This is a genomic window from Nocardia sp. NBC_01327 (assembly GCF_035958815.1).
Classification (GTDB): Bacteria; Actinomycetota; Actinomycetes; order Mycobacteriales; family Mycobacteriaceae; genus Nocardia.
Genome location: NZ_CP108383.1, coordinates 871,524 through 894,828 on the forward strand (window position 1 = coordinate 871,524; position 23,305 = coordinate 894,828).

19 protein-coding genes are annotated in these 23,305 nt (G+C 66.9%); 11 read left to right on the forward strand and 8 right to left on the reverse strand.

Annotated features, from left to right (window positions below; all coding sequences use genetic code 11):
- Nucleotides 1–89: 89 nt before the first annotated feature.
- Nucleotides 90–1,442, reverse strand: a complete 1,353-nt coding sequence (locus OG326_RS03805) for a serine hydrolase domain-containing protein (RefSeq protein WP_327143236.1) — start codon at nucleotides 1,440–1,442, stop codon at nucleotides 90–92.
- A gap of 460 nt (nucleotides 1,443–1,902) precedes the next feature.
- Between OG326_RS03805 and OG326_RS03810 the strand changes: the two genes are divergently transcribed.
- From OG326_RS03810 to OG326_RS03835, 6 genes are all read left to right on the forward strand, one after another.
- Entirely contained in the window at nucleotides 1,903–3,186 is a 1,284-nt protein-coding gene (locus OG326_RS03810; protein WP_327143237.1) for an ATP-binding protein, read from the forward strand.
- Nucleotides 3,183–4,169, forward strand: coding sequence for a tetratricopeptide repeat protein (locus tag OG326_RS03815; RefSeq protein ID WP_327143238.1), 987 nt, complete (start codon nucleotides 3,183–3,185; stop codon nucleotides 4,167–4,169). Before OG326_RS03810 ends, OG326_RS03815 begins: the two co-directional genes overlap by 4 nt.
- Nucleotides 4,170–4,296: 127 nt before the next feature.
- The gene (locus OG326_RS03820; protein WP_327143239.1) at nucleotides 4,297–5,373 is read left to right on the forward strand and encodes a tetratricopeptide repeat protein; all 1,077 of its coding nucleotides are present in this window, start codon (nucleotides 4,297–4,299) and stop codon (nucleotides 5,371–5,373) included.
- A gap of 52 nt (nucleotides 5,374–5,425) precedes the next feature.
- The gene (locus OG326_RS03825) at nucleotides 5,426–6,409 is read left to right on the forward strand and encodes an Acg family FMN-binding oxidoreductase (RefSeq protein ID WP_327143240.1); all 984 of its coding nucleotides are present in this window, start codon (nucleotides 5,426–5,428) and stop codon (nucleotides 6,407–6,409) included.
- A 66-nt stretch (nucleotides 6,410–6,475) separates the two neighbouring features.
- Entirely contained in the window at nucleotides 6,476–6,904 is a 429-nt protein-coding gene (locus tag OG326_RS03830) for a Fur family transcriptional regulator (protein ID WP_327143241.1), read from the forward strand.
- Between the two features lie 20 nt (nucleotides 6,905–6,924).
- A complete protein-coding gene (locus OG326_RS03835) occupies nucleotides 6,925–8,388 on the forward strand; it encodes a catalase (RefSeq protein WP_327143242.1) in 1,464 nt (487 codons plus the stop codon).
- 65 nt (nucleotides 8,389–8,453) lie between these two features.
- Here OG326_RS03835 and OG326_RS03840 read toward each other — a convergent pair whose 3' ends face one another.
- Nucleotides 8,454–9,053 (reverse strand): TetR/AcrR family transcriptional regulator, encoded by a 600-nt coding sequence (locus tag OG326_RS03840; protein WP_327143243.1) that lies wholly within the window; start codon nucleotides 9,051–9,053, stop codon nucleotides 8,454–8,456.
- A gap of 120 nt (nucleotides 9,054–9,173) precedes the next feature.
- Here OG326_RS03840 and OG326_RS03845 point away from each other — a divergent pair, with 120 nt between their 5' ends.
- Both OG326_RS03845 and OG326_RS03850 read left to right on the forward strand, forming a co-directional pair.
- Complete coding sequence (locus OG326_RS03845; RefSeq protein WP_327143244.1) at nucleotides 9,174–9,914, forward strand: SDR family oxidoreductase; 741 nt, start codon at nucleotides 9,174–9,176, stop codon at nucleotides 9,912–9,914.
- A 327-nt stretch (nucleotides 9,915–10,241) separates the two neighbouring features.
- On the forward strand, nucleotides 10,242–11,369 hold the full coding sequence (locus OG326_RS03850; RefSeq protein WP_327143245.1) for a low temperature requirement protein A: 1,128 nt from the start codon (nucleotides 10,242–10,244) through the stop codon (nucleotides 11,367–11,369).
- Between the two features lies 1 nt (nucleotide 11,370).
- Here the strand turns inward: OG326_RS03850 and OG326_RS03855 are convergent, their stop codons facing one another.
- Nucleotides 11,371–12,126, reverse strand: coding sequence for a TetR/AcrR family transcriptional regulator (locus OG326_RS03855; RefSeq protein WP_327143246.1), 756 nt, complete (start codon nucleotides 12,124–12,126; stop codon nucleotides 11,371–11,373).
- 155 nt (nucleotides 12,127–12,281) lie between these two features.
- Between OG326_RS03855 and OG326_RS03860 the strand changes: the two genes are divergently transcribed.
- The gene (locus OG326_RS03860) at nucleotides 12,282–13,826 is read left to right on the forward strand and encodes an MFS transporter (RefSeq protein WP_327143247.1); all 1,545 of its coding nucleotides are present in this window, start codon (nucleotides 12,282–12,284) and stop codon (nucleotides 13,824–13,826) included.
- Nucleotides 13,827–13,917: 91 nt separating this feature from the next.
- On the opposite strand, the gene OG326_RS03865 is transcribed toward OG326_RS03860, so the two are convergent.
- Nucleotides 13,918–14,943, reverse strand: a complete 1,026-nt coding sequence (locus OG326_RS03865; RefSeq protein WP_327143248.1) for a phosphotransferase family protein — start codon at nucleotides 14,941–14,943, stop codon at nucleotides 13,918–13,920.
- 2 nt (nucleotides 14,944–14,945) lie between these two features.
- A complete protein-coding gene (locus tag OG326_RS03870; protein WP_327143249.1) occupies nucleotides 14,946–16,061 on the reverse strand; it encodes a hypothetical protein in 1,116 nt (371 codons plus the stop codon).
- Nucleotides 16,062–16,189: 128 nt separating this feature from the next.
- On the opposite strand from OG326_RS03870, the gene OG326_RS03875 reads away from it, so the two are divergent.
- Complete coding sequence (locus OG326_RS03875) at nucleotides 16,190–16,798, forward strand: TetR/AcrR family transcriptional regulator (protein WP_327143250.1); 609 nt, start codon at nucleotides 16,190–16,192, stop codon at nucleotides 16,796–16,798.
- Nucleotides 16,799–17,217: 419 nt separating this feature from the next.
- Here the strand turns inward: OG326_RS03875 and OG326_RS03880 are convergent, their stop codons facing one another.
- Complete coding sequence (locus OG326_RS03880) at nucleotides 17,218–18,489, reverse strand: LUD domain-containing protein (protein ID WP_327143251.1); 1,272 nt, start codon at nucleotides 18,487–18,489, stop codon at nucleotides 17,218–17,220.
- Nucleotides 18,490–18,507: 18 nt separating this feature from the next.
- Nucleotides 18,508–19,662, reverse strand: coding sequence for an MFS transporter (locus tag OG326_RS03885; protein ID WP_327143252.1), 1,155 nt, complete (start codon nucleotides 19,660–19,662; stop codon nucleotides 18,508–18,510).
- Nucleotides 19,663–19,789: 127 nt separating this feature from the next.
- On the opposite strand from OG326_RS03885, the gene OG326_RS03890 reads away from it, so the two are divergent.
- A complete protein-coding gene (locus OG326_RS03890) occupies nucleotides 19,790–21,409 on the forward strand; it encodes a PKD domain-containing protein (protein WP_327143253.1) in 1,620 nt (539 codons plus the stop codon).
- 85 nt (nucleotides 21,410–21,494) lie between these two features.
- Here OG326_RS03890 and OG326_RS03895 read toward each other — a convergent pair whose 3' ends face one another.
- Entirely contained in the window at nucleotides 21,495–23,132 is a 1,638-nt protein-coding gene (locus OG326_RS03895; RefSeq protein ID WP_327143254.1) for a GMC family oxidoreductase, read from the reverse strand.
- Nucleotides 23,133–23,305 lie beyond the last annotated feature (173 nt).

The window sequence follows — 23,305 nt, forward strand, 5'->3', positions numbered from 1 at the left end:
TGCTGTTCGACCGAGTGACAACGCCGTCACTCCCTGACGGGCACCGTGGGTTCGGGGACCCACGGCTGCCGGTGCGCGGGAGTGCGTAATCAGCGGATACCCGGAGTCCGGGGATCCGAGCCGAGGCATGCCAGCAGCAGACAGCCCGGCGGCTCATCGCTGAACGGCGGCGCCAGCGGAGTATTCAAGCAGGACAGCACACTACAGCCCGGATAGGCGTCCGGACCGAGGCCGAAGACCGCCAGTGCGATATCGGTGTCGAAGTACTTGGAGGGGTCCAGCCGCAGCGGCGATTCCACGTACGGACCCGGATCCGGTATCGGAGTGTCCTGGAACGCGGCGAAGAGGCGGCGGAAGAATTCGTGCGAGACCTCGCCCGCATACTGCAGGATTCCGGTGAGACCCTGCGTGGTGTGGGTGCCGAAGACGCCGGTCCACACCACCATGAGATCCAGGCTGGGTATGACGAACACGTGCTGCAGACCGAGGCCGGACATGGAATAGGTGTCGGCGGGCAGGAATTCGGGATTCTCCGCACAGCCGGGCCCGAGCCAGAACAGGTACCCGTAGCACTGGTTGGTCGCCGAGGAGGTGGTGGCCTTCTGCAGGTACTCGCGGGAAACGACCTGTCTGCCCTGCCATTCGCCGTGCTCGGCGGTCAGCATGCCGAGTCTGGCGAGATCGACCGGCGGAATCATGAGATGCGCGTAACCGTAGGTGTGGCCGGAGCGGTCCTTGGCCCAGTAGTAGTCGCCGCGCTGAATGCCGAGGGGATCGAAGAGTTCCCGCTGGGCGAACTCCTGCAGGGGTTCGCCGACGGCCAGTTCGATCACGTAGGAGAGCACGTCCACATTGCGCTGGCTGTACTGGAATTCGGTGCCCGGCGGATTGTCGAACGGGACGCCCATCGCCTGCACGGCGCTGAACGGATCGATGGGGACGACCCCGGTGATCCCCTCGGTGACCAGGCCGATGCGCAGCCCCGAGGTTTCGGTGAGCAGATCCTGCACCGTGATCGACCGGTGCTGCGGATCGCCGATTCCGGCGGGGAGATAGCGGTCGATCGGTGCGTCGATATCGAGTTTGCCCTGATCCCAGGCAATTCCGGCGAGTAGCGACACCACACTCTTGGTGACGCTCCAGACATTCCACGGGACGCGATCGGTGTCGTTGTTCGTCGGGCCCGCGCCGATCAGGCAATTGTGCCGGAAAATCTGCACATTCAACCGATTTCGGTCGGCGGCGAACTGCAGTGCGTCCGCCACCCGCGCGCTGTCGAGGCCCGTCTGTTCCGGGGCCGCGCGTTCGAATTCCCGCCCGGCCGGTTCATTGCAACGCAATTGGTCCGGCGTCGCGTGTGCGACACCGGAACTGAAAACCACGCTGCCTATCGCCAATGCCACCGCTACCGCGCTGGCCAACCCCCTGCGCTTGCGAAACATATATTTCAGGCTAGCTCCACAGTCCGGCTACCTGCGTGGAATTCGCGTTCACCGCGTGGCGAATTACCGCGTGCCATAGGCGAACACGCCGGAATGGTTATCGTGGCGCGAATTGGAATTCCCTATGAACAGCGCTGTGTCTCTTGAACAGCAAAACGCCGCCAGGCGGGGGGATGCCTGGCGGCGGTCGCTCGCGGCGCTGCCGCGAAGTGACGTCGACACCCAACAAGCGCCTCTCGGCGGGTGGTCGCTCGAAGCGACGGAGGGTGAGGCCCGGGGCTGTTAACGATGCCGACAGTGGTGATCAACCGACCAGGTTGTGGTTCTATTCCAGCGCAACCACTGTGACGTGCGTAACCTTGGCGGTTTCGGGGCCGCTCATCGGGAAATGAGCGGTGCGCGGTGTCGGCGTGACCGTTTAGCATTCGGCACAAGAGTCCGTACTTTGTCTGGGGGAGCATTGACCGACGATCCGGTGATCACCGAACTCCTGACCGTGCTCACACAGCATCCGGAGTTGCTCCCCCTCCGCACGCGAGTGATCGAACTGCTCGCCGACCGCGGCCGCTACGCCGAGGCCCTGACGCACTGCGCCACCGCGCTCGGGCAGGACCCGGGCAATGCGGCGACCATGGCGCTACTGCAGCGTTGTACCGCGGCGCTGGCCGCCGGAGCGGCAGCGGCGCCGCAGCTCACGCCACCGGCGGAACCGCCCGCCGCGCCGGTCGAACCCGCCGATGCGCCGAAGTCCGCGCGCGGCAACGGTTTCGACTGGGATGCGGCGGAACGCGAGGTCGGCGACATTATCAAACCGGCGTTCGTGGATGACGACAGTGAACCGCTCGTGGTCACCGAGGGCGATGTCGGCATGTTCGAGAAGCCGAAGGTGGCGCTGTCCGATGTGGGCGGGATGGAGGCCGTCAAGAAGCAGCTGGACCTGTCGCTGCTGGGCCCGCTGCGCAATCCGGAGCTGGCGCGCGCGTTCGGCACCAGCGCCCGCGGCGGCCTGCTGCTGTACGGGCCGCCCGGCTGCGGCAAGACCTTCATCGCCGCCGCGGTGGCGGGTGAGCTGGGCGCGAACTTCTATCCGATCGAGATCGCCGAGATCCTCGATATCCATTTGGGTGCGAGTGAACGCAATCTGCACCAGATCTTCGAGGTGGCGCGCCGCAATGCGCCGTGTGTGCTGTTCATCGACGAGATCGACGCGCTCGGCTACAAGCGCAGCCAGATGTCCGGTTCGGCGGGCCTGCGCACCGTGGTGAATCAGCTGCTCACCGAAATGGATTCGGCCACCGGCAATAACGAGGGCGTCTACATCCTCGGCGCCACCAACCATCCGTGGGATATCGATGTGGCGCTGCGCCGCCCCGGCCGCTTCGATCGCATGGTGCTGGTGACCCTGCCCGATCCGGAGGCCCGCGTTTCGATCCTGCGCCATCATCTCAAGGACCGCCCCATCGAGGGCATCGATCTCAAGGCCATCGCCAAACGCACCGAATCCTTCTCGGGCGCGGACCTCGCGCACGTCTGCACCTCCGCCACCCAGCTCGCCATGGCGGACTCGCTGCGCACCGGGACCGTGCGCCCGGTCCGCATGGCCGATATCGATCAGGCGCTCACCCAGATCCGCCCCAGCACCGGCGCCTGGTTCGAATCCGCCCGCAATGTCGTGGAATTCGCCAATAACGACGGTACCTACGATGAACTCGCCGCCTACATGAAGCGCATGAAGGTGCGGTGAGCGCGGAGCTCGACCGGGCCCGAATCCTCATCGACCTCAACCGTTTCGAGGCCGCCCGGGAGGAACTGGCCCGCGCGCTCGCCGCGACTCCGGACGATGCCGATGCGCTGACACTGCTGGCGGTGGCGAGTCTCGGTCTGCGCGATCGTCGCGAGGCGGTCGCGCAGAGTACGGCGGCCCTGCGCGCCGATCCGGAATCCCAGTGGGCCCTGCGGGTATTGGCCCTGTCGAGTTTCGGACTGGCGGAGTCGCTGCGCGCCACGGACCGCGTGCAATGGCGCACCCTGCGCGAACAAGCGCGCGATGCGGCCCGGCAGGCCACGCAGCTGGGTCCGCACGAACCGCAGAACCATCGGGTGCTGGCCATCGTGCTGGAATCCGGGGATCGTGATGCGGCCGTGCGTGCCCTGACCCGCGCCATCGAACTCGCACCGGAGAATGCGGCCCTGCATGTGTTGCACGCGGGCATACTGCGACGCACTCCCGGCGACACCACGAAGCAATCGGAGGCGGCCGCGCGGGAGGCGCTCCGTATCGACCCGGAGAATATCGACGCCCTGGAAGAGTTGGCGCTCAACGATATGATCTCCGGCCGGGTCCGCCCCGCCCGGCGCAATCTGCTCCGCGTCGCCGAATTGGACCCGTCTCGGGGCGACAGCGTTCGTGCCCGGCTGGCCACACTCCGCAGCGGTGTGGTGTTCAGAATCGCGGCAAAGCTGCTCCGCCGCTCCCGGACTTGGCCGGATCGCCCGGTCCGTCCGCCCCGCCCGCTCCCGCGACGCCGCACCCTCTTCGCGGTCACGGTCGGCGGCTACTTCACCATCCGCCTACTGCTGTATGCCGCAGGCTGTTCCCCCGACTCCGCCCCGGAAGCCCCCGTCCCACCCCCGACGTTCATGCCCACATTCGACCCGTGGCCGACGCTCGACAGCCCCCGGTTCACACTGCCGCCCGAGCTGGCTCCGCCGTCGGCGCATTCCTGAATTCAGGTGTACCGACGCACTATTCGTATCGTGAGATTTTTGGGGGATGGACGCCGATAGGTCGCGATGACCATTGTGGTACACGGCTGGACGATCGAGGTTGTGCTCGTGGAAAGGTTTTCGGGGGATGGACGGCAGAATTGCGAAAGCTCGCGTTTTGATGGAGTTGGGGCGGTTCGCGGGGGCGCGGGAACTGCTGGGGGAGGTGCTGGCCGGGGATCCGGAAAACGCTGTGGCACTTGCGGATATGGCCGAGGTGGCGTTCCGGCTGCGGGAGTACGCGCGGGCCCTGGAGTTCAGTGCGGCGGCGCTGCGGCGGACTCCGGAGGACACCTTCGTCTGGCGGGTGCGGGCGCTGGCGGAGCTGGCCTTGGCGCGGGACGCGAGCTCGGGGCCGGTGGTGGTGCGCGAGCATCGGGCCGCCGCAGTGGCGGCGGCGCGGCGGGCAGTGGAGATCGACCCCGAAAATGCCGATAATCTGCGCATTCTCGCTGCGACGCTGCGTGATGAGGATCCGGTGGCGGCCCTGCAGAAGCTGGTCGCGGCACTCGAGGTCGATCCCGACAATGTGGGGGTGTACCTGCTGCGGGGGCTGATTCTGCGGCGAAATCTGCGCGGGCCCGATTCTCTGCGGCTGGCCGAGGAGGCCTTTCGCGCGGTGCTGCGACTGGATCCGGAGAATGCGGAGGCACTGTACGAGCTGGCGCTCATCGATCTGGAACGCGGCAATCGCACTGCGGGAGAAGAACAATTGCGCCGGGTGGCGCGATTGGATCCGGAGTACGGCGACGCCGTTCGCGAGAATCTGGAATGGCTTGCCAGGGAGGATGAGCGCCTCGCGGACGCCGCCCGCACGGCCGCCGAAACCACCCGTCCGGCCGGGCCCCGCAGCTACGGTTCGCCGTCCGCGGTGGTGGCGCGGTCACCCGGTACACCGCGCCGGGCGCGCAGGTACGGCTGGGCGCTCGCGGCCCTGGTATTCCTCGTCGTCCGGCTTGCCGCGGCCGGTGTCTCCCATGATTCGGGGAGCCGGTACACCACCCCGGCCCGGCTCCCGTCGAATTATCTGCAATCCCAGATGCGCATGCCGTCCTTTCCGGCCATCCCGGATCCGCGTGAGGCGCCCTTCCGGAACTGGCCGTCGAACTGGCCCCGGCAGAGCTTCCAGGTGCCGCCGATATCGCAGCCGAAACCGAGTTCCTGACGATTGCCGTATGTTCGCTATGGGGAGTGTAGAAGAACGGAACGTAGTACCCATGGCAGAAAAACCGCTCGACATGGAGATATTCGAATCCGCGATCGCGCTGGCGGTCCGCGCGCCCTCGGTGCACAACACGCAGCCGTGGCGATGGCGTCTCGCCGGCGGCGGCATCGACCTGCATGCCGACCGGACTCGCCAGCTGAATGTGTCCGATCCCACCCAGCGTGAATTGCTTCTGAGTTGCGGCGCAGCGCTGCATCATCTGCGAGTGGCCTTGGCCGTGCACGGTATGACCGCCGATGTCACCCATCTGCCCGACCCGGCAGATCCGGATCACCTCGCGCACATCGCGGTCACCCCGCAGCAGCCCACCGGTGCCGATATCGATCTCGCCGCCGCGGTCCTGCACCGTCAGTCGGATCGGCGGCGCTACGGTTCCCGTCCGGTCCACAGCCGTCACCTGCGTCAGGTCGCCGTCGGCGCCGCGGGCTTCGGCGCGGTGGCCCGCGAGGTGCCGCCCACACTGCGCGCGACCCTGGCCCGCACCACCCGCGTCGCCGCCGATCGGCATGCCGCAGACCTCGACTACCTCGGCGAGCTGTCCGCCTGGAGTGGCCGGACCGGTGCGAATGACGGTGTCCCCGCGCGCAATTCCGCGTACATTCCGCCCTCGGACGAGATTCGGCAGCGGAAATTCGTGCAGCCCATGCTCACCGATCCGGCCCCGGCTCCGGATGCCTCGGAGTGGCTGGTCCTGTGCACCCCCGCCGACGACCGCCGCGCCCAATTGCGCGCCGGTGAGGCGGCCAGCGCGCTGCTGCTGACCGCGACGGAACTCGGCCTGTCCACCTGCCTGCAGACCGAGCCGATCGAAATGCCGGATCTGCGTGCCGCCATCCGCGCCGAGGTCCTGTTCGACTGCGCGTATCCGCAGACCCTGGTGCGTCTGGGCTGGCCCTCGTCCACCGCCGCTCCGCTCCCGCTGGCGCCGCGCCGCGAGCCCGCCGACGTGATCGACGGCTACGCCGCGGCCCGCTGACGAACCCCGACACCCGCGCTCGTCCCTTTTCTTGACTTATTCCAGAAACGGGGGCAGGGTGAAGGCATGCACTCCGGTTATGACGCTCGGGAGCGGCTGCGGGCAGTGGGCCTGCGGGTCACCGCTCCACGGGTCGCGGTACTGGATGCGGTGGCCCTGGCCCCGCATTCCGATACCGACGGGGTGGCTGCGAAGGTGCGGGAGACGCTCGGATCGGTCTCCACCCAGGCCGTGTACGACGTATTGAAGGCCTGTGTGGGCGCCGGACTGCTGCGCCGGATCGAGCCCGCGGGCTCACCGGCGCTGTACGAGGCGCGCACCGGGGACAACCACCACCATCTGGTGTGCAGGAAGTGCGGGACAGTCGTCGATATCGACTGTGTCGCCGGCGCGGCGCCCTGTCTGGAACCCGATCAAGCCCACGGTTTCACCATTGATGAAGCCGAGGTCGTGTTCTGGGGGCTGTGCCCCGAATGTGGCCCACAGTCGTCCTAACACCTCGAGGAGGCTTTCGAATGACCAAGCCGACCACCACCAATACCGGTACCCCGGTCGTGAGCGACAACGAATCGCTCACCGCCGGCACCCAGGGCCCGATCCTGCTGCACGACCACTATCTGATCGAGAAGCTGGCCCAGTTCAACCGGGAACGCGTCCCGGAGCGCATCGTGCATGCCAAGGGCGCGGGCGCCTTCGGCGAACTGGTGGTCACCAATGACGTCAGCCGCTTCACCAAGGCCAAGCTGTTCCAGCCGGGCGCGCGCACCGAATCGCTGGTGCGGTTCTCCACCGTCGCCGGTGAGCAGGGCAGCCCCGACACCTGGCGTGATCCGCGCGGATTCGCGATGAAGTTCTACACCGAGGACGGCAATTACGACCTCGTCGGCAATAACACCCCGGTCTTCTTCATCAAGGATCCGATCAAGTTCCCGGACTTCATCCGGTCCCAGAAACGCCTGCCGGGCAACGGACTTCGCGATCACAATATGCAGTGGGACTTCTGGACCCTGCGCCCGGAGACGGCGCACCAGGTGGCCTGGCTGATGGGTGATCGCGGTGTGCCCAAGTCCTACCGGCATATGAACGGGTACGGCTCGCACACCTATCAGTGGATCAACGCCGCGGGCGAACGCTTCTGGGTGAAGTACCACTTCAAGACCGATCAGGGTGTCGAGAGCCTGACCCAGGCCGAGGCCGATACCCGCGCGGGCACCGATCCCGATTTCCACCGCCAGGATCTGTGGGAGTCCATCGAGCGCGGCGACTTCCCGAGCTGGACGGTGAACGTGCAGGTCATGCCGGTCGCGGACGCCGAGGGCTACCGCTTCAACCCGTTCGATCTGACGAAGGTGTGGTCGCATAAGGACTACCCGCTGATCGAGGTCGGCAAGTGGACGCTCAACCGCAATCCGGGCAATTACTTCGTCGAGATCGAGCAGGCCGCCTTCGAACCGTCGAATGTGGTTCCGGGCATCGGTTTCTCGCCCGACAAGATGCTGCTGGGCCGCGTCTTCGCCTACGCCGACGCGCACCGCTACCGCATCGGCACCAACTACGCGCAGCTGCCGCCGAACCGGGCCAAGGCCGCGGAGGTGAACTCCTACTCCAAGGAGGGCGCCATGCGGTACGAGTACAACGGCGCGGATGTGCCTGTGTACGCACCGAATTCGTACGGCGGCCCGCACGCCGATCCGTCGCTGGCGCCCGACGGCGGCCTGTGGGATTTCGAACCCACCATGGTGCACGCCGGATACATCGAGCACGCCGAGGACGGCGATTTCACGCAGCCGGGCACGCTGGTGCGCGAGGTGCTCAACGATGATCAGCGAGATCGACTGGTGGGCAATGTGGTCGGGCATGTGCTCGGCGGGGTGCAGGAGCCGGTGCTGAGCCGCGTCTTCGAGTACTGGAAGAACATCGATTCCGAGATCGGCAAGCGCATCGAAGAGGGCGTGCGCGCCGGACTCAACGGCAAGTGAGCCGTAGCTAGTCGAAAGTCACGGGCCCGCATGGTGATTCGTCGCCATGCGGGCTTTCCTCTGCGCTAGGCGCCCTTGATGATCGAGTCGGTGAGGCGATCGGCGGTACTGCGGTCGAGCGGGGCGTGACCGAGTACGAAGCGGTACCAGAAGACGCCGTAGAACTGATCAACCATGAGATCGAGGTCGGCCCCTACCGGGAGTTCACCGCGCTGCTGGCCGCGAATGAGGATGTCGTGCACTGCTTTTCGCCGCTGGGCGGTGAACAGGCGCATGAGCTCGGCCAGGTGCGGATCACGCGCGGCCTCGCGGGCCACGGTGCGCAGTGCGGGCCCGGCCGGTTTCCGCTGTGCGCCGGTGAACGTGGCTTCGACGACCGTGCGCAGGTCCTCCCGCATCGATCCGGTATCGGGCGCCGGAACATCGATCGTGGCCCGCTCGAGGAGTGAGTCGAGCAACAGTGCGCCCTTGGACGGCCACCACCGGTAGACGGTCTGCTTCCCGACCCCCGCGGCCTTGGCGATGGCGTCGATGGTGATGGGTGCGCCGTCCGATTCGGCGAGCAGTCGCAGGGCGGCGTCCAGGATGGCCTGGTGCGTGGCCTCATTGCGCCGCCTGCCCGTATGCGGCCGCTCCGGATTGGGCTGTGCCCCGGTTGATTTCACGCTCCACCTCCTGTGATCCAACTCACCACGTTGTCGAGACTAAAAGTCTCGATAGTGCTGTTATCAAGACTGTAGGTCTCGTAAGGATAGAACGGGACAACAGCGAGAGAGGCGTCAGACATGACCACCAATGATTCAGCCACCGTGCAGCGCGTCGTCGTCATGGGCGGCAGCTCCGGTATCGGCGAGGCCACCGCGACCGCTTTCGCCGCCGACCAGGCCGAGGTCGTGATCACCGGCCGCACCCAGGACAAGATCGATGCGGCCCTGGCTCGCATCGGCGGCAAGAGCACCGGCTTCCGGATGGACGCCACCGATCAGGCCGATATCGAGGCCTTCTTCGCGCAGTCCGGCCCGATCGACCACCTGGTCATCGCGGTCAGCGGGGCAGCCGGCAGCGGTCCGTTCGCGGAACTGAACCTCGACGATCTGGCGGCGGGCTTCGACCAGAAGTTCTGGGCCCAGGTCCGCATCCTCAAAGCCGCACTGCCGCACCTGAACTCGACCGGCTCGGTCACCCTGATCACCGCCGGTTCGTCCCGCGCCGCCTTCCCCGGCACGGTCGGCCTGGCCGCGATCAACGGCGCGCTCGACGCCATGGTCCCGCCGCTGGCCGTGGAGCTCGCCCCGGTGCGCGTGAATGCCGTCTCGCCCGGCGTCATCGACACCCCGTGGTGGGATCGCGTCCCCGCGGCCCAGCGCCAGGCCCTCTTCGACGGTATGGTCGCCACCACCCCGGTCGGCCGCGTCGGCCGCCCCGAGGACATCGCCCGCGCCGTCCACATGCTCGCCACCAACGGCTTCATCACCGGCGTAGTCCTGGACGCCAACGGCGGCACCAACCTCCCCACCGGCCGCTGATCGCACACTCCGCCGGCTGCTGACCTGGTCGACTCCCGATCACCGACCAGGTCACCGAGCTGATCAACGACCAGGTCGCACAAGTAGTTTGGTGACATGCTCGACCCCCAGGCGCCGAACCCGGACACGCCATCAGATCCGCCCCGTCATTCCGGCGTGCTTGCGGCCGGAATCCACGAAACCCTGTTGAGGCTCCGCCTGCGTGGATCCCGGCCGCAAGCACGCCGGGATGACGAGGGACGGTCTCGGGATGGCGGGGGGAATGGTTCCGGCACGTTCGGCGATCACAGCGCCATAGCGGATTCCGCTGTAGCGATGGAGGTTACCGTGCCGCGGCGGGCTACGTGGTTCGAGTGTTTCGGGGATCTGGTGTTCGTGGCCGCTATCGGGCAGGTGACGCATCGGGTCGGGGCGCATCCGGACGGGGGGTCGGTGGCCGCGGCGGCGGGGTTGTTCGTGCCGCTGTGGTGGGCGTGGGTTTTGTATGCGGTGCATGCGAATCGGGCCGATCGTGATTCGAATCCGCATCGGCTGCTGACCACCGCCGGATTGGCCGGGGTGGTGGGTATGGCGGTGTTCGCGGGCGGGGTCGGGCAGGGCTCGGATGCCGATGCGGGGTTCGTGCTCGCGTATCTGGTGGCGCGGGCGGGGGTGGCGGCGCTGTACGGGTGGGATTCGCGCCGGGACGCGGCGCTGCGGCCGGTATTCCGTTCCTTCACACTGGGTTCGGCGGCGAGCGCCGTACTGTGGCTCGGCGGATTGGTTTTCGAGTCCGGGGCGCTGCGCTACGGCATCTGGGCGGTCGCCATGGGTTTCGAATTGGCGCTGCCGCTGCTGGCCGGCCGCCGGCTGGCCCGGGTCTCGCAGGAGACCGAACATCTGCAGGAACGCTTCGGGCTCTTCACGATTATCGTGCTCGGCGAATCGGTGCTCGGGTTCACCAATGGCCTGGCGGCGGCCCGCACCGCGAGCTGGGCCGGGGTGACGGCGGTGGCCGCCTTCGCGCTCACCGCCGGGCTGTGGTGGTCGTACTTCAATGGCGGCAAGATGCGGCCGAACGCACACGCCCAGCTGGCCCGGACCGGAAAGCTGCTGCACATCTATGTTTTCGGGCATCTGCCGCTGCTGCTCGGCCTGGCCCTGACCGGTGCGTCGATGGGTATCGCGGTATCCGGCGGCGGTTCCCATCTGAACCGCACCGCCGCCGCCTGCATTGTCGGCGGGGTGGCGGTCTATCTGCTCTCGGTGGCGATGATTCGCTCCGCCTTCACCGGTGTCGGGGAGGGTGTGGTGGTGATCCGGGTGGTCACCGCGGCACTCGCCCTGGCCTCGCTCCCGTTCGCGACCCACGTTCCGGTGGCGGCATTGCTGAGCTCGCTGGCGATACTCCTGGCCCTCTCGGTCATCGTCGAAGCGCCGTTCCATCGCCGCCGAATGGCCTCTGCCGCAGAGTGATTCAGCGCTTCCGTCGCAGCTCCGGATCGAGTCCGTCGAGGATGCAGCCCATCTGGATATCGAACTGCTTTCGCTGCAGTGCATTCATATCCAGATCCGGATCGGCGGTGATCTCTCCGAAGCTGGTGTAGCGCCTGTGCAGGGTGGGGTACGGCCGGGCGGCGACCTCGGCGGCCGGCCAGAGTTTGCGGTACCACTCCACCTCGGTGAGTCCGCTGCGCCGGAAGGTGTTCCGGCTCGCGGCCTCGCTGAGGGCGATGCCGATGACGAACGAGAAGATCACCGTCACCGCGGTATCGGCTTCGACCGGCTCGAATCCGGAGCCTTCGAGCAGGCTGAGGAAGGATTCGTTGAGCCGCAACATATTCGGCGCCAGGTACAGCAGGCCGATCTCCCCGAGCACGGCTGCCAGCCAGGGGTGGCGCAGCATCATGTCGTGCAGCTCGTGGGTGAAGGCCAGGATCGGCGGCCGCCAGCCGTCCGGCCCGGCCACCGGCAGCGTGAGCTCGCCGAAGACGGCATCGGTGACGAGCTCCATGAGCTCGTCCTTATTGGCCACATGCGTATAGAGCGAGGTCGCCCCGGCGCCGAGGCGCGCGCCGAGTTTGCGGAAGCTCAGCGCCTCGATGCCCTCGGAGTCGAGTAGGGCGAGCGCCTCGGACACGATCTGCTCCCGGCTGAGGGCCGGCTGCTCCCGGCGGCGCCGCTGCGGTTCGCGCGTCCACACCGACTGGATCTGCTGTTCTGCGTCGCTCATGACGTCTTCTCCTTTGTCAGCGGCCAGCATAACGCCTGATAGAACGCTGTTCGAAACTCGGCACGCTGTTCGGTATTGCGAACAGTGTACGTAAACCGTACAGTGTTCGATAACGCCGAACACTGTACGGAGAGAACGTTCCGAAGGGGATCGAAATGACTGCCAACACACCGTCCGCCGTAGCGGATTCGCCGGCGGCCCAGCGCAATCCGAAGCGCTGGCTCATCCTGATCGTGCTGTGCCTGAGCTCGCTGGTGCTGGTGATCGACAATATGGTCCTGAATGTGGCGATCCCGGAGATCTCCACCGATCTCGGCGCCACCGGCCAGGACATCCAGTGGGTGATCGACTCCTACATCCTGGTCTTCGCCGGCTTGCTGCTCACCTCGGGCAGCCTCTCGGATCGGTTCGGCCGCAGGCTGGTGATGGTCCTCGGCCTGATCCTCTTCGGCGCGGCCTCACTGCTCGCCGCGTACGCCGCCACCCCGGAAATGCTGATCACCGGCCGCGTGATCATGGGTGTCGGCGGCGCGCTCATCATGCCGAGCACGCTGTCGATTCTGATCACGGTCTTCGATGAGCAGGAGCGTCCCAAGGCGATTGCCTCGTGGAGTGCGGTCGCCATGATCGGCATGGTCGGCGGCCCGGTCATGGGCGGCGTACTGCTCAACCACTTCTGGTGGGGTTCGGTCTTCCTGCTCAATGTCCCGATCGCCGCGGTGGCCATCGTGGCCGCGCTGCTGCTCATGCCGGAGTCGAAGGGCCCGTGGACCACGCCGGATCTGCCGGGTATGGCGCTGTCGATCGTCGGCACCACCGCGCTGGTGTGGACCATTATCGAATTCCCGGGCCGGGGCCTCGCCGCGGTCTGGCCGTCGCTGCTGGTCGCGGTCATCGGCTTCACCGCCTTCGTGATTCGTGAGCTGAAGGCCGAGCATCCGATGGTTCCGCTGCACCTGTTCCGCAATCGCGTCTTCACCGGTTCCAGCTTCTCCCTGGTGCTGGTCACCTTCGCCAATGCCGGTCTGCTGCTGGTGCTCACCCAGTACCTGCAGTTCGTGCTGGACTACTCGCCGATCAAGACCGCGGTCGCCTTCACCCCGATGGCGCTGACCGCGCTGGTATTCAACATGATCGGCGCCGGTCTGGTGGGCAAGCTGGGCGTCCGCAGCGTCACCATCGGCGGCCTGCTGGTACTGGCGGCCGGAACCGGAGTGCTCTGCACGCTGACCGCGGACTCCGGATTCTGGCTGCCCGCAACGGCTATGGCCCTGGTGGGTGCGGGCGCGGGTCTGGCCATGCCGGCCGCGATCGGTGCGCTCATGGGTGCGGTGCCGCCGGAGCAGGCCGGTGTCGGCTCCGCGCTGAACGACACCATCCAGCAGACCGGCGGCGCCCTGGGCGTGGCGATCCTGGGTGCGGTGCTGGCGAGCACCTACACCGATTCGATGCCGGATTCGGCGCCCGCGGCGGCCCGCGGGAATATCGCTCCCGCCGTCATGAGCGGCGACGGCGCGCTGATCGGTGCGGCGCGGGAGGCGTTCACCACCGCCATGTCGCATACCTTCGCCGCCGGTGCGGCGGCCGTACTGACCGCCTGCGCGGTCGCCTTCTTCCTGATGCGCGGCGCGAAAGCGGCTGGTGTGGAAGAGGTTTCGGCCGAGGCCCCGGCGGTCGGCGAAATGGCCGATGCCCGCTGAGTGTGCACCACGGGAAACACTCCGCCCCCGGCGCCAGTAACCGGGGACGGAGGGCAGCCGCTGCTCTCCGCGAGATCGCAGGTCTCGTGGATCAGGGCAGCAACTGCTCGATTCGGGTGGTGCAGAAGCCGGTGATATTCATTTCCGGCGGTAATTGGATCCGATTCGCCATGCGCAGCAGGGGAACCGACAGCAGCACGGCCGCCAGGATCTCGTTGAACACCAGATTGCGGACCGGCATTCCGGTGCGCTTCTCGTAGTACGCGAGGGTTTCCTCGCGGGTCGGCGTGCCGGGTAGCGGCGCATGACCCTCGAATTCGCTACTGGCCCAGTCCAGGAACAGCAGCCAGCCCAGATCGGCCTCGTGATCGCCGAGATACGCGATCTCCCAATCGAGTACACCACTGACCTGGAAATCATTGTCGTACAGAATGTTCGACATGCGGGCATCGCCCCAGCAGAGCGTGGTGTGCTCCGGCACGTAGCTATTGTCCCGAAGGTAGGCGAGCGCCCGCTCGTACGTCTCGGGCAACGCCCCCTCGGTGGCCCAGCGCAGCGCCGCATCCAGATAGTTGACGATCTGCTCGACCGGCCCGCTGCCGTGCTTCGGCATTGCCAGGAAGTCGAGATCCAGTGCGCGCCAATCCAGCCGGTGGATATCGGCGATGGTGTCGACACACCCCCACCACATGCGTTCCCGCTGCTCGGGCGTGGCCTCGAAGTAATTGCCCGCCGAATGGTACGACGGGTAATCGCTGGGCGCCTGCCCCGAGAGCCGGTTCATCACGAAGTACGGGCTGCCCACGGTGTTGCCCTCCCGGTCCAGCCACAGCGGTGTGGCGACCGGAATATCGGTGCCGGCCAGCCGCTTCATGACCAGTACCTGCCGCAGCAGGTCGTAGTCGGGGAACAGCGACATCTCCGGCGGTCGCCGGAAAACCAGTGGCAGTGCGCCGTTCTCGTCCTCGACCTCGAAAAGGAAGGTCTCGGTGGCGAATCCGCGATCGGTGCGGTGGAAATCGCGAACGCGGGCCGTACCGGACACCGGGAAGTTCTGGTGCACTGCGGGTTCCAGTGCCGCTGCCAGCCGCTCTGCAGGCAGTCGCTCGGTGCTCAAGTTCAGTACCCCTTGTATCCGTAGCGCTCGTTGCGGCCCATGAAGACCATTTCGACCAGCCCGTAGCCGACCTTGCCCTCGGTTTCGATCTTGCAGAAGGTCTCGCTGAGCATGCTGGCCTGCTTCAGGTCGGCGGTGTCGGTGAGGTCGGCGACAAAGCTGTCGCTCCAGTCCTCGCCCTTCCACAGGCCCGAGGCGTAACCGCGGTAGAAGTCGTATCCGGCGATGCCGGGCCAGAAGTCGCCGACCGGGGTGATGGTGAACTCCCGGGTCTTGCCGAGGGCGTCGACGATGGTGAACGCGCCGCCGCTGACAATCCGGAAATCGTCGCGGAAGGTCAGATCGTGCCCGGCGTCGCGGACCGGCTGCGGCTCGGTATCGGAGCCGAGGGGTGTGAGCACAGTGCCTTCGAAGTGCCACCGGGCGCCCTCGGGGGTCTCGCGCTGCGCGAAATGCACCAGCTCGTCCTCGAATTGGAAGATGCCCATGTAGTAGAGGACACCGTCCGGGATCTCGTTCGGCTGCAGTGTTCCGGCGCCCTCGTTGATCGCGCCGCCGCCACCACCGTGCCGGGTACCCCAGGAGTGATCGCGGCCGAACCACCAGTCCGCGGGATCGATCTCGATGCGCTCGCCGTCGTACTCCAGCCAGCCGGAGACGCGGCCGTTCTGGTAGTACCGCCGGGCATCCTCGCGGACGCGGCCGCGGGTGCGGAAGAAGGCGGGCTCCTGCTCATAAGCCGGGAACTGCGCATCGAATTCGAGTTGCAGCTTGATGCCGTGCTCATTGTCGGCGAGGGTCGCGCGCACCTTCCGCAGCGGCTCGATGATCTCGTAGGTGAACGGCCCGACCTGCCAGGAGCCGATCCCGTCGTAGCGGGCGTCGATCTGCCGGGACATGCGGATCGTGTGCGCCTTGTCGCCGATGGTGATCATGGCGTAGGCGTCGATCAGGTTCCGGTTGGGGTAGCGCGCCATCCCGGTCATGACGCTCACCCGGCGGGTCTTGTCGAAGCCGTACATGACCACGCGCTCGGTCCAGCGCAGATCGCTCTGCTGGACGTGGTCGAAGGTGGTGGGCAGCTGGTGGCAGAGCAGTTCGTCCTGGGGCGTGAGCATCGGCGGGTGCCTCTCGGTGCATGTGGCCGCGGCCACACAATTAGAATACGAGGTGCAGCGTATTTGAAACCCGTTCTGGATGTAACCTCATCCGCAGATTTTCTTTTCGACCCGACGGGAGAGTTCCGGTGAGCGCACCCCCAGGCACGCGTCTCGGTCCGGGACGCCCACGTGACCCGCAGCTGGACGCGCAGGTGCTCGGCGCGACGCTGGAATTGCTGGTCGGGGAGGGTTATCAGGCCACCACCATCGCGGCGGTGGCACGGCGGGCCGGTGTGGTCACCACCTCGATCTATCGGCGCTGGCCGAGTAAGCGGGCGCTGGTCGAGGACGCCATCTTCGGTCTGGAGGCGTTCGAGCACCCGGTTCCGAGCGGTGATCTGCGCGCGGACCTGCTGGCGTGGACCCGCCTGTTCCTGGCCGCGTCAGCGCATCCGGCCGCGCGTTCGGCCATTCCGGGTCTGCTCTCGGAGTATCACGACGATCACGACAGCTACCGACGCCTGCTGGATCGCGGCGAGCTGCCCACCCGGGAGGTGCTGCGGGAGCTGTTGGCCGGTGCGGTGGCCGACGGCCAGGCCGCTCCCGACTGCGACGGCGACGCCGTCTTCGAACTATTGCGCGGCGCGACGCTGTTCCGGGCGCTCACGCACGGCACCGATGGCGCGGAGGATTTCTGCCGCCAGATCGCCGACGCCCTGCTCGCGGTGGCGGCGACGCCCTCGGCGCGCTCCTGAGCGCGGCCCGGTCAGTGAATGAGGCCGAACCAGTAGATCAGGCAGGCCAATACGAGGACGACCACTGTTTCCATCGTCTGATCCAATCTCCTTGGCGCACTTACTACCTATCATGCCAGTAGCCCGTACACGAAGAACCCGCCGGACCCGACACCCCTCGTGGACGGGTCCGGCGGGATCTTCCTTGTCCTGTCGCCCCCTTCGCGGCAGGACAGCCTTTTCTATGTGAACCAGCTGGTTGGATTGCTGGAGCACGATCCGGCACCCCTCGTGGCCGGATCGTGCCCCGGCGTTTCCCGCCGGTTGTGGTCTGTGTGCCGGAACTGCTCCGGCGTTGGGACAAACGATGCTCGGCCGCGCTTGGCACGGCCTTAAGAAGATCTTGCAGAATGAAAAGCGCTGGTAGAGGCGCTTTTTCGCTACTCCGGTTCGACCAGGATCAGCACCAGGTGGCGCAGCCCGCTGAACCAGGTGAGCGGGCGATCCGGATCGAGCACGGCGATCACCTCCGGAATGGCCGAGGCGACCTGCTCGGCTCGGACCACGCAGATATGGCAGTCCGGAAGCAGCGTCGGCGCCCGGCGGCCCTGGCCCGATCCGCCGTCCAGCACCACGGTGGCCGAATCCGCCACGGCGGCAGCACAACTGGTGACCACGGCATCGATTCGATCCAGCTCGAGCGCGGACAGCTCGGGTTCGTCGGAGACCAGGCGATTGCCGGGCGCCGCCGCCCACTCGGCGAGCCAGGATGCGGGCACGCCGAGTGGGGCGACGACGCTGTGCGCACCGTGCCGATTCAGCGCCCCCGCGACGGTCTCCGGCAGTTCGGCCGCTGTCACCCGATGTATCTCCGCGCCATGGTGTTTCGAGCGTTCGAGGAACAGCGACAGCACGGCGGCCCGATCGTGCGGCTCGATGCCCGGCGCGTGCCGCAGATACTCGCGCGGGACGACCGCCGCGTGCCGGTCGGTCAGCACGGCGGCCCGGACCAGTTCGTCGGCGAGCGCGCGGGTGCGGACATTGTCGACCAGGACGAGATGGAACTCGCGCGGCCCGTCGCCGTCGGTGATTCCGGTCCAGGTGGAGATGCAGCGGGGCATGCGTTCGCCGCCGCCGCCCGGTAGTGCCAGGACTACCTCGAGGTCGCGCCAGGTCGGCACGATCCTGTCGATGCCGATGACCGAGATGAGGGTTCGCGGCAGTGTCAGGCACATACGGCCCGCGCTCTCGGATTCCACGATGATCACCGTGCCGCTCTCGGACACAACAAAATTCGCGCCGGTGACGGCAACCTCGGCACGCAGGAATCTCTCGCGCAGCACCGGATCGGTGACATCGTGAGCAGCGAGATCGATTCCGCACGTGGTGATTCCGGCGGCCGCGAGGGTATCGCCGAGTCCGATCTCCGTGGTGAGCGCGGAATCGGCCCGGATGATCTCGGACGCGCCGGCGCCCCGAACGAGGTCCAGCACGATCCGATTGGCCGCGGCGGCGTCGGATGCCCGGTGTACCACCCCGCCCGCCGCCCGCACCATCGATTCCAATTGCAGCAGATAGGAATCCAGGTGGCGCAGGACCTGATGGTCGATCGCGGCCGCACTGTCGTGCAGCTGTTCGCGGTCGGGTCGTTCGGCGGCGAGGGGGTGGCGTTTCCTGCGGTTGGTGCGGCTGGCGGAGAGTGCAGTGCGCATGCGGCTCCTTCGGAGACGTCAGGTGCGGATCTCGCGGCCCACCTTCAGGGTGTAGGCCAGTGCCGCGGCAGCGGTGAGAGCGAGCAGCAGGTATCCGATCGTGTAGTTGCCCCGGGAGGAGTAGACCAATCCCATGATCAGCGGCGGGAAATAGCCGCCGAGTCCGCCGGCCGCGCCGACCAGGCCGGTCACCGTGCCGACCTTGGCCGGATCGACGAGTTTGGCGATGAGTGCGAAGACGCCACCGGTGCCGAGGCCCAGGAAGAAGGCCATCAGCACCATGCTCACACCGGCCGGAAACTCCTGTGGCGGATCGAAACTCAGCACCACCGCCATGACGGCCGCGCCGCCGAACGAGGTGGTCAGCACATTGACCGGGCCGACCCTGTCGGAGAGGATGCCGCCGAGCGGCCGCGCGAGCACGCCCGCGATGGAGAACCCGGCGGTGCGCAATCCCGCATCGGACTGCGCGAATTCGTACACATTGCGCAGCACGGTCGGCAGATACGTGGAGAAGGCCACGAATCCGCCGAACGCCACCGCGTAGAGCAGCGCGCCCTGCCAGGTGGCCTTGAGCTTCAGTGCATCCCTGATCCGCGGCAGCGCGGGTTCGGTCGCCGGGGTCCACTTCGGTGAGTTGCGGCTGAACATCAGCATGATCACGCCCATGATCGCCAGCGCGACCGCCATGAGCACATGGGTCTGTGCGCGGCCGAGATGATCGACCAGGCGCGGGGTGAGCAGCGCCGACAGTGCGGTGCCGCCCATGCCCGCGCCGAACACGCCGGTGGCGAAGCCGCGCCGGGACGGTTCGTACCAGGCGTTCACGAAGGGCACGCCGACCGCGAACGAGGTGCCCGCGATGCCCAGGAAGAAGCCCCAGAAGATCAGCGCGCCATAGGAATTCGACCAGCCGACGAACAGGGTGGGGATGATCGAGACGAAGCAGATGACGGCGAACATGAGCCGCCCGCCGAACTTGTCGGCGAGCACACCCGCCGGAATTCGGCCGAGCGACCCGACCAGTACGGGGGTGGCCACCAGCATGGAGGTCTGACCGGGCGAGAGGCTCAAATCGTCTGTGTAGCTGCTTGATAGCGGGCCAATGAGGTTCCAGGCCCAGAAAGTCAGCGCGAAAGCCAGTGTAGCGAGCGTCAGATTTCTCGCATTCATACCGTTTGTCTAGCAGAAACGCCGCTTGAAGTGACTAAATTAGGCCAATTCGGCGCGCCTGGTTGGCGCTGGGCGGGGGGCCCGCACTATGGCTGCTGTCAAGTTGCGGAATGCTCAGGAGGCGCATGTGAAATTGTGGCGATCTCGCTGGTGGCGGGCGGCATTGCTGCCCGCTTTAGTGGGTGCGACCGCGGTGTCGGGGCCGGTGGCCCAGGCCGATGCCAATTCCGATTACCCACTGATCATCGATGTCAGTACGCCGGCGGACGGGCAGTGCGCCGGCACGAAGGGAGCCGAACACGCCGGGCTGCACGGCACCACGGCCGTATACATCCCGCCGGGCGTGCCCGCCCACTCCGATGTGGAGTGGCGGATTCTGGGCGGCGGGCAGCCGATTCGCAGCGGCATCGCACCGGTCAACAGCGATGTGGTGACGGTGGGATTCGATATCCCGCAGGACGAGCTACCCGCGGACGGCCGGCTCCGCGTGGATGCCCGCTCCCGGATCGCCGGTGGTGCGGTCGGCGGCTACGGCAAGCCGTGGAATCTGCGCGTGAGCCGGGATTGCCGTCCACTGCACGTGGTTTCGGTCGGTGATTCGGTGACCTGGGGACAGGGCCTGGATCTGGATCGCAAATTCGGTGACCTCACCACCGAGACGCTCGGCACGCAGACCGGCCGCGTCACCCGACTACATGACTATTCGGTGTCCGGGGCGGCGCTGGACGCGCCGAGTCTGCACTCCGACAATGCGCACTGTCCGGCCGCGAATGCCGGCGGCGGTGAGCTACCCGATGTGTTCTGCCAATTGGAGGAAGCGGGCGGCGAGGCCCGGGATCGCGGCTATCAGGTGGACCTGGTCCTGCTGGACGGCTGCATCAACGATCTGGATCCGATCTTCGGTATTCCCGTCGGTCTTACGCCGGGCAGCCAGGATCTGACGGCCGCCGTGCGCCGCGAATGCGGGGGCGCGGGAGCCGAACCGGTCAACCCGGCCGCGAATGTGCCGTACTTCAGCAGCAGCAAGCTGGGGTACGGCGGCCGGGGCATGCAGGACGCCATCGAGAAGGCCCACGCGCTGCCCGGCAGTCCGAAAGTGCTGGTGTCCAACTACTTCTACGGTGATGCCGCGCCGGGCACCCCGCAGGGTGTGCAGCAGCGCTGGTCGGAATTCGTGCGGACATCGGCGGAGGCGTTCCGCACGGCCGCGGATCGCGCCAATACCGCCGCCGGTGAGACCTTCGCGGTGGCCGCCGACGGCCTCTTCGGCCAGGACGGCGGGGCGGTCGGCAATGATCCCAAGCTGTGGATGAATCCGCTGGGCGACGAGGAGATCTCGCTGCGGCTGCTGGCCTGTCCGCCGCACAGTGATCAGGCGCCGCAGTGCGGGAAGGCGGTGGCCGGGCACGCCGATGTCGAAGGCGCGCGGCAGTACGCGAAAACCTTCCTGCTGAATCCGAGAGTCCGCGAATGGTTCGGCGGCGGTGGACCTCTGGGTGACGGCTTCACCGTCTCCCGCACCGCCGGTCCGTCCGGGTCCACGGTGGATTTCGACGCCACCCCGGCGGGCGGTGCGATTCGCCAGTACGAGTGGTACTTCGGCGACGGCGTACACCTGACCACGAACGGTCCGACCGCCTCGCATGCCTACGCCGATACCGGGCCGAACCTGCCGCGCCTGGTGGTCACGGATATGACCGGTCACCGCAGCATGTACGAGCTGAACGAACCGATCGTCATCGGCTGAGGTGAGTTCTGATCGACCGAGGTGAGGACAGCACTGCGCCCCGGGACCGAGGGGCCGGGTCCCGGGGCGCAGTGTGCTCAGCGCTCTACGCGCCGATGAACTCGACGGCCTTCTCGCCGATCATGTAACTCGGGGCATTGGTATTGCCGCCGGTGATGCTGGGCATGATCGAGGCGTCGGCCACGCGCAGGCCCTCGATGCCGTGCACCTTGAGCGTCGGGTCGACGACCGCGCGCTCGTCCACGCCCATGCGGCAGGTGCCGACCGGGTGGTAGATGGAGTGCACACGATTGGGGAGCTCCGCGCGCAGCGCGTTCTCGTCCTGCAGCGCGGGTCCGGGGGCGAGCTCCTCGGTCCAGTCGTCCGCAATGCTCTTGTGCGCCATGATTTCCCGGATCATCCGAATGCCCTCGATGAGGAATTCGGTGTCCCGCGGGTCGCTCAGGTAGCCCGGGTCGATGAGCGGGGAGGCGAACGGGTCGTTCGAAGCCAGCTTCATCTCGCCGCGGCTCTTCGGGTAGATGAGGCTCGGGAAGATGGTGAAGCCGGGACGGCGATCGACCAGGTGCAGCTTGTCCTCGTCCTGGTTGGGGATCGGGTAGCTCCACGGCAGGGTGTGGATCTGCAGGTCCGGGTAGTCGCCCTCGGCGAACTTGGTCTTGACGAAGCCGCACGCCTCGAACACGGTGCGTCCCATCCAGGAGCTGCCCGGGCGGAGCATCTCCTGCATGATGCCGCTGGCGAAGTGGGTCGGAATGCCGCGGTGGATGGCCTTTTTCGAGATGAAGGTCATCGGCACGAAGAGATGATCGTGCAGGTTCTGCCCGACCGGCAGATCGGCCACCACGTCGATGCCGTGTTCGCGCAGGTGCGCGGCCGGGCCGATGCCCGAGAGCATGAGCAGCTGCGGCGAGCCGATGACGCCACCGGAGACGATGACCTCCTTGGCGGCGCGCACGATGCGGCGGGTGCCGTTCTTCTCGGCGATCTCGACGCCGGTGGCGCGGCCGTTCTCGATGACGACCCGCGTCGCGTGCACGTGGGTGAGCACGGTCAGGTTCGAGTTCGGCATATCGGTGATGTAGCCGCGCGAAGAGCTGTAGCGCAGACCGTCTTTGACGCTCTGCTGGAAGATCGAGATGCCTTCCTGCGATTCGCCGTTGTAGTCCTCGATGATCGGCGCGCCGGTGACCTCGGCGGCGGCGACCATGAACTGCTGGGCGATCGGCGTCAGGTTCTGCTGCCGGGTGACCTCGATGGGTCCGCCGGTGCCGCGCAGCTCGGTCGCGCCGTCCTGCCAGTTCTCCAGGCGCTTGTAGGCGGGGACGACGTCCTCGTAGCTCCAGCCGGTATTGCCCTCGGCGGCCCAGGAGTCGTAGTTGGCCTTGTTGCCGCGCACGTAGAGCATGCCGTTGACGGAGCTGGATCCGCCGAGCACCTTGCCGCGCGTCATGGGGATCAGGCGGTCGTTGGCGTGCTTCTGCGGGGTGGAGAACTGCTTCCACGTCACGCGCTTCTTCAGCTGCGGGACGGTGTGCACCATGCTGATCGCGCCGGGCATGGTGACCAAGCGGGTGTTGTCCTTGCGGCCGGCCTCCAACAGGATCACGCTGGCGCCGCGCTCGGCGAGACGTCCTGCCACGATGGCGCCCGCACTACCAGCGCCGACGACTACGTAGTCGGCTGCCGTTGCGGCGTCCGCGGAGCGCGGAGAAGCGGTCATGTTCGTTACCTCATCCTCGAGTGTGCCTGGGGTCACTGTAGAACAGGTTCTAGTCTGCCCGCACGGTGGACATGATGTCCAGTCACAAGATCGACTTCAAGGGGTGGAGGGTCTCGAGTGCGTTGCGAGCGGCCATGTTCTAGAAATGCCCAGCGGTAACTGTATGGGCGGCG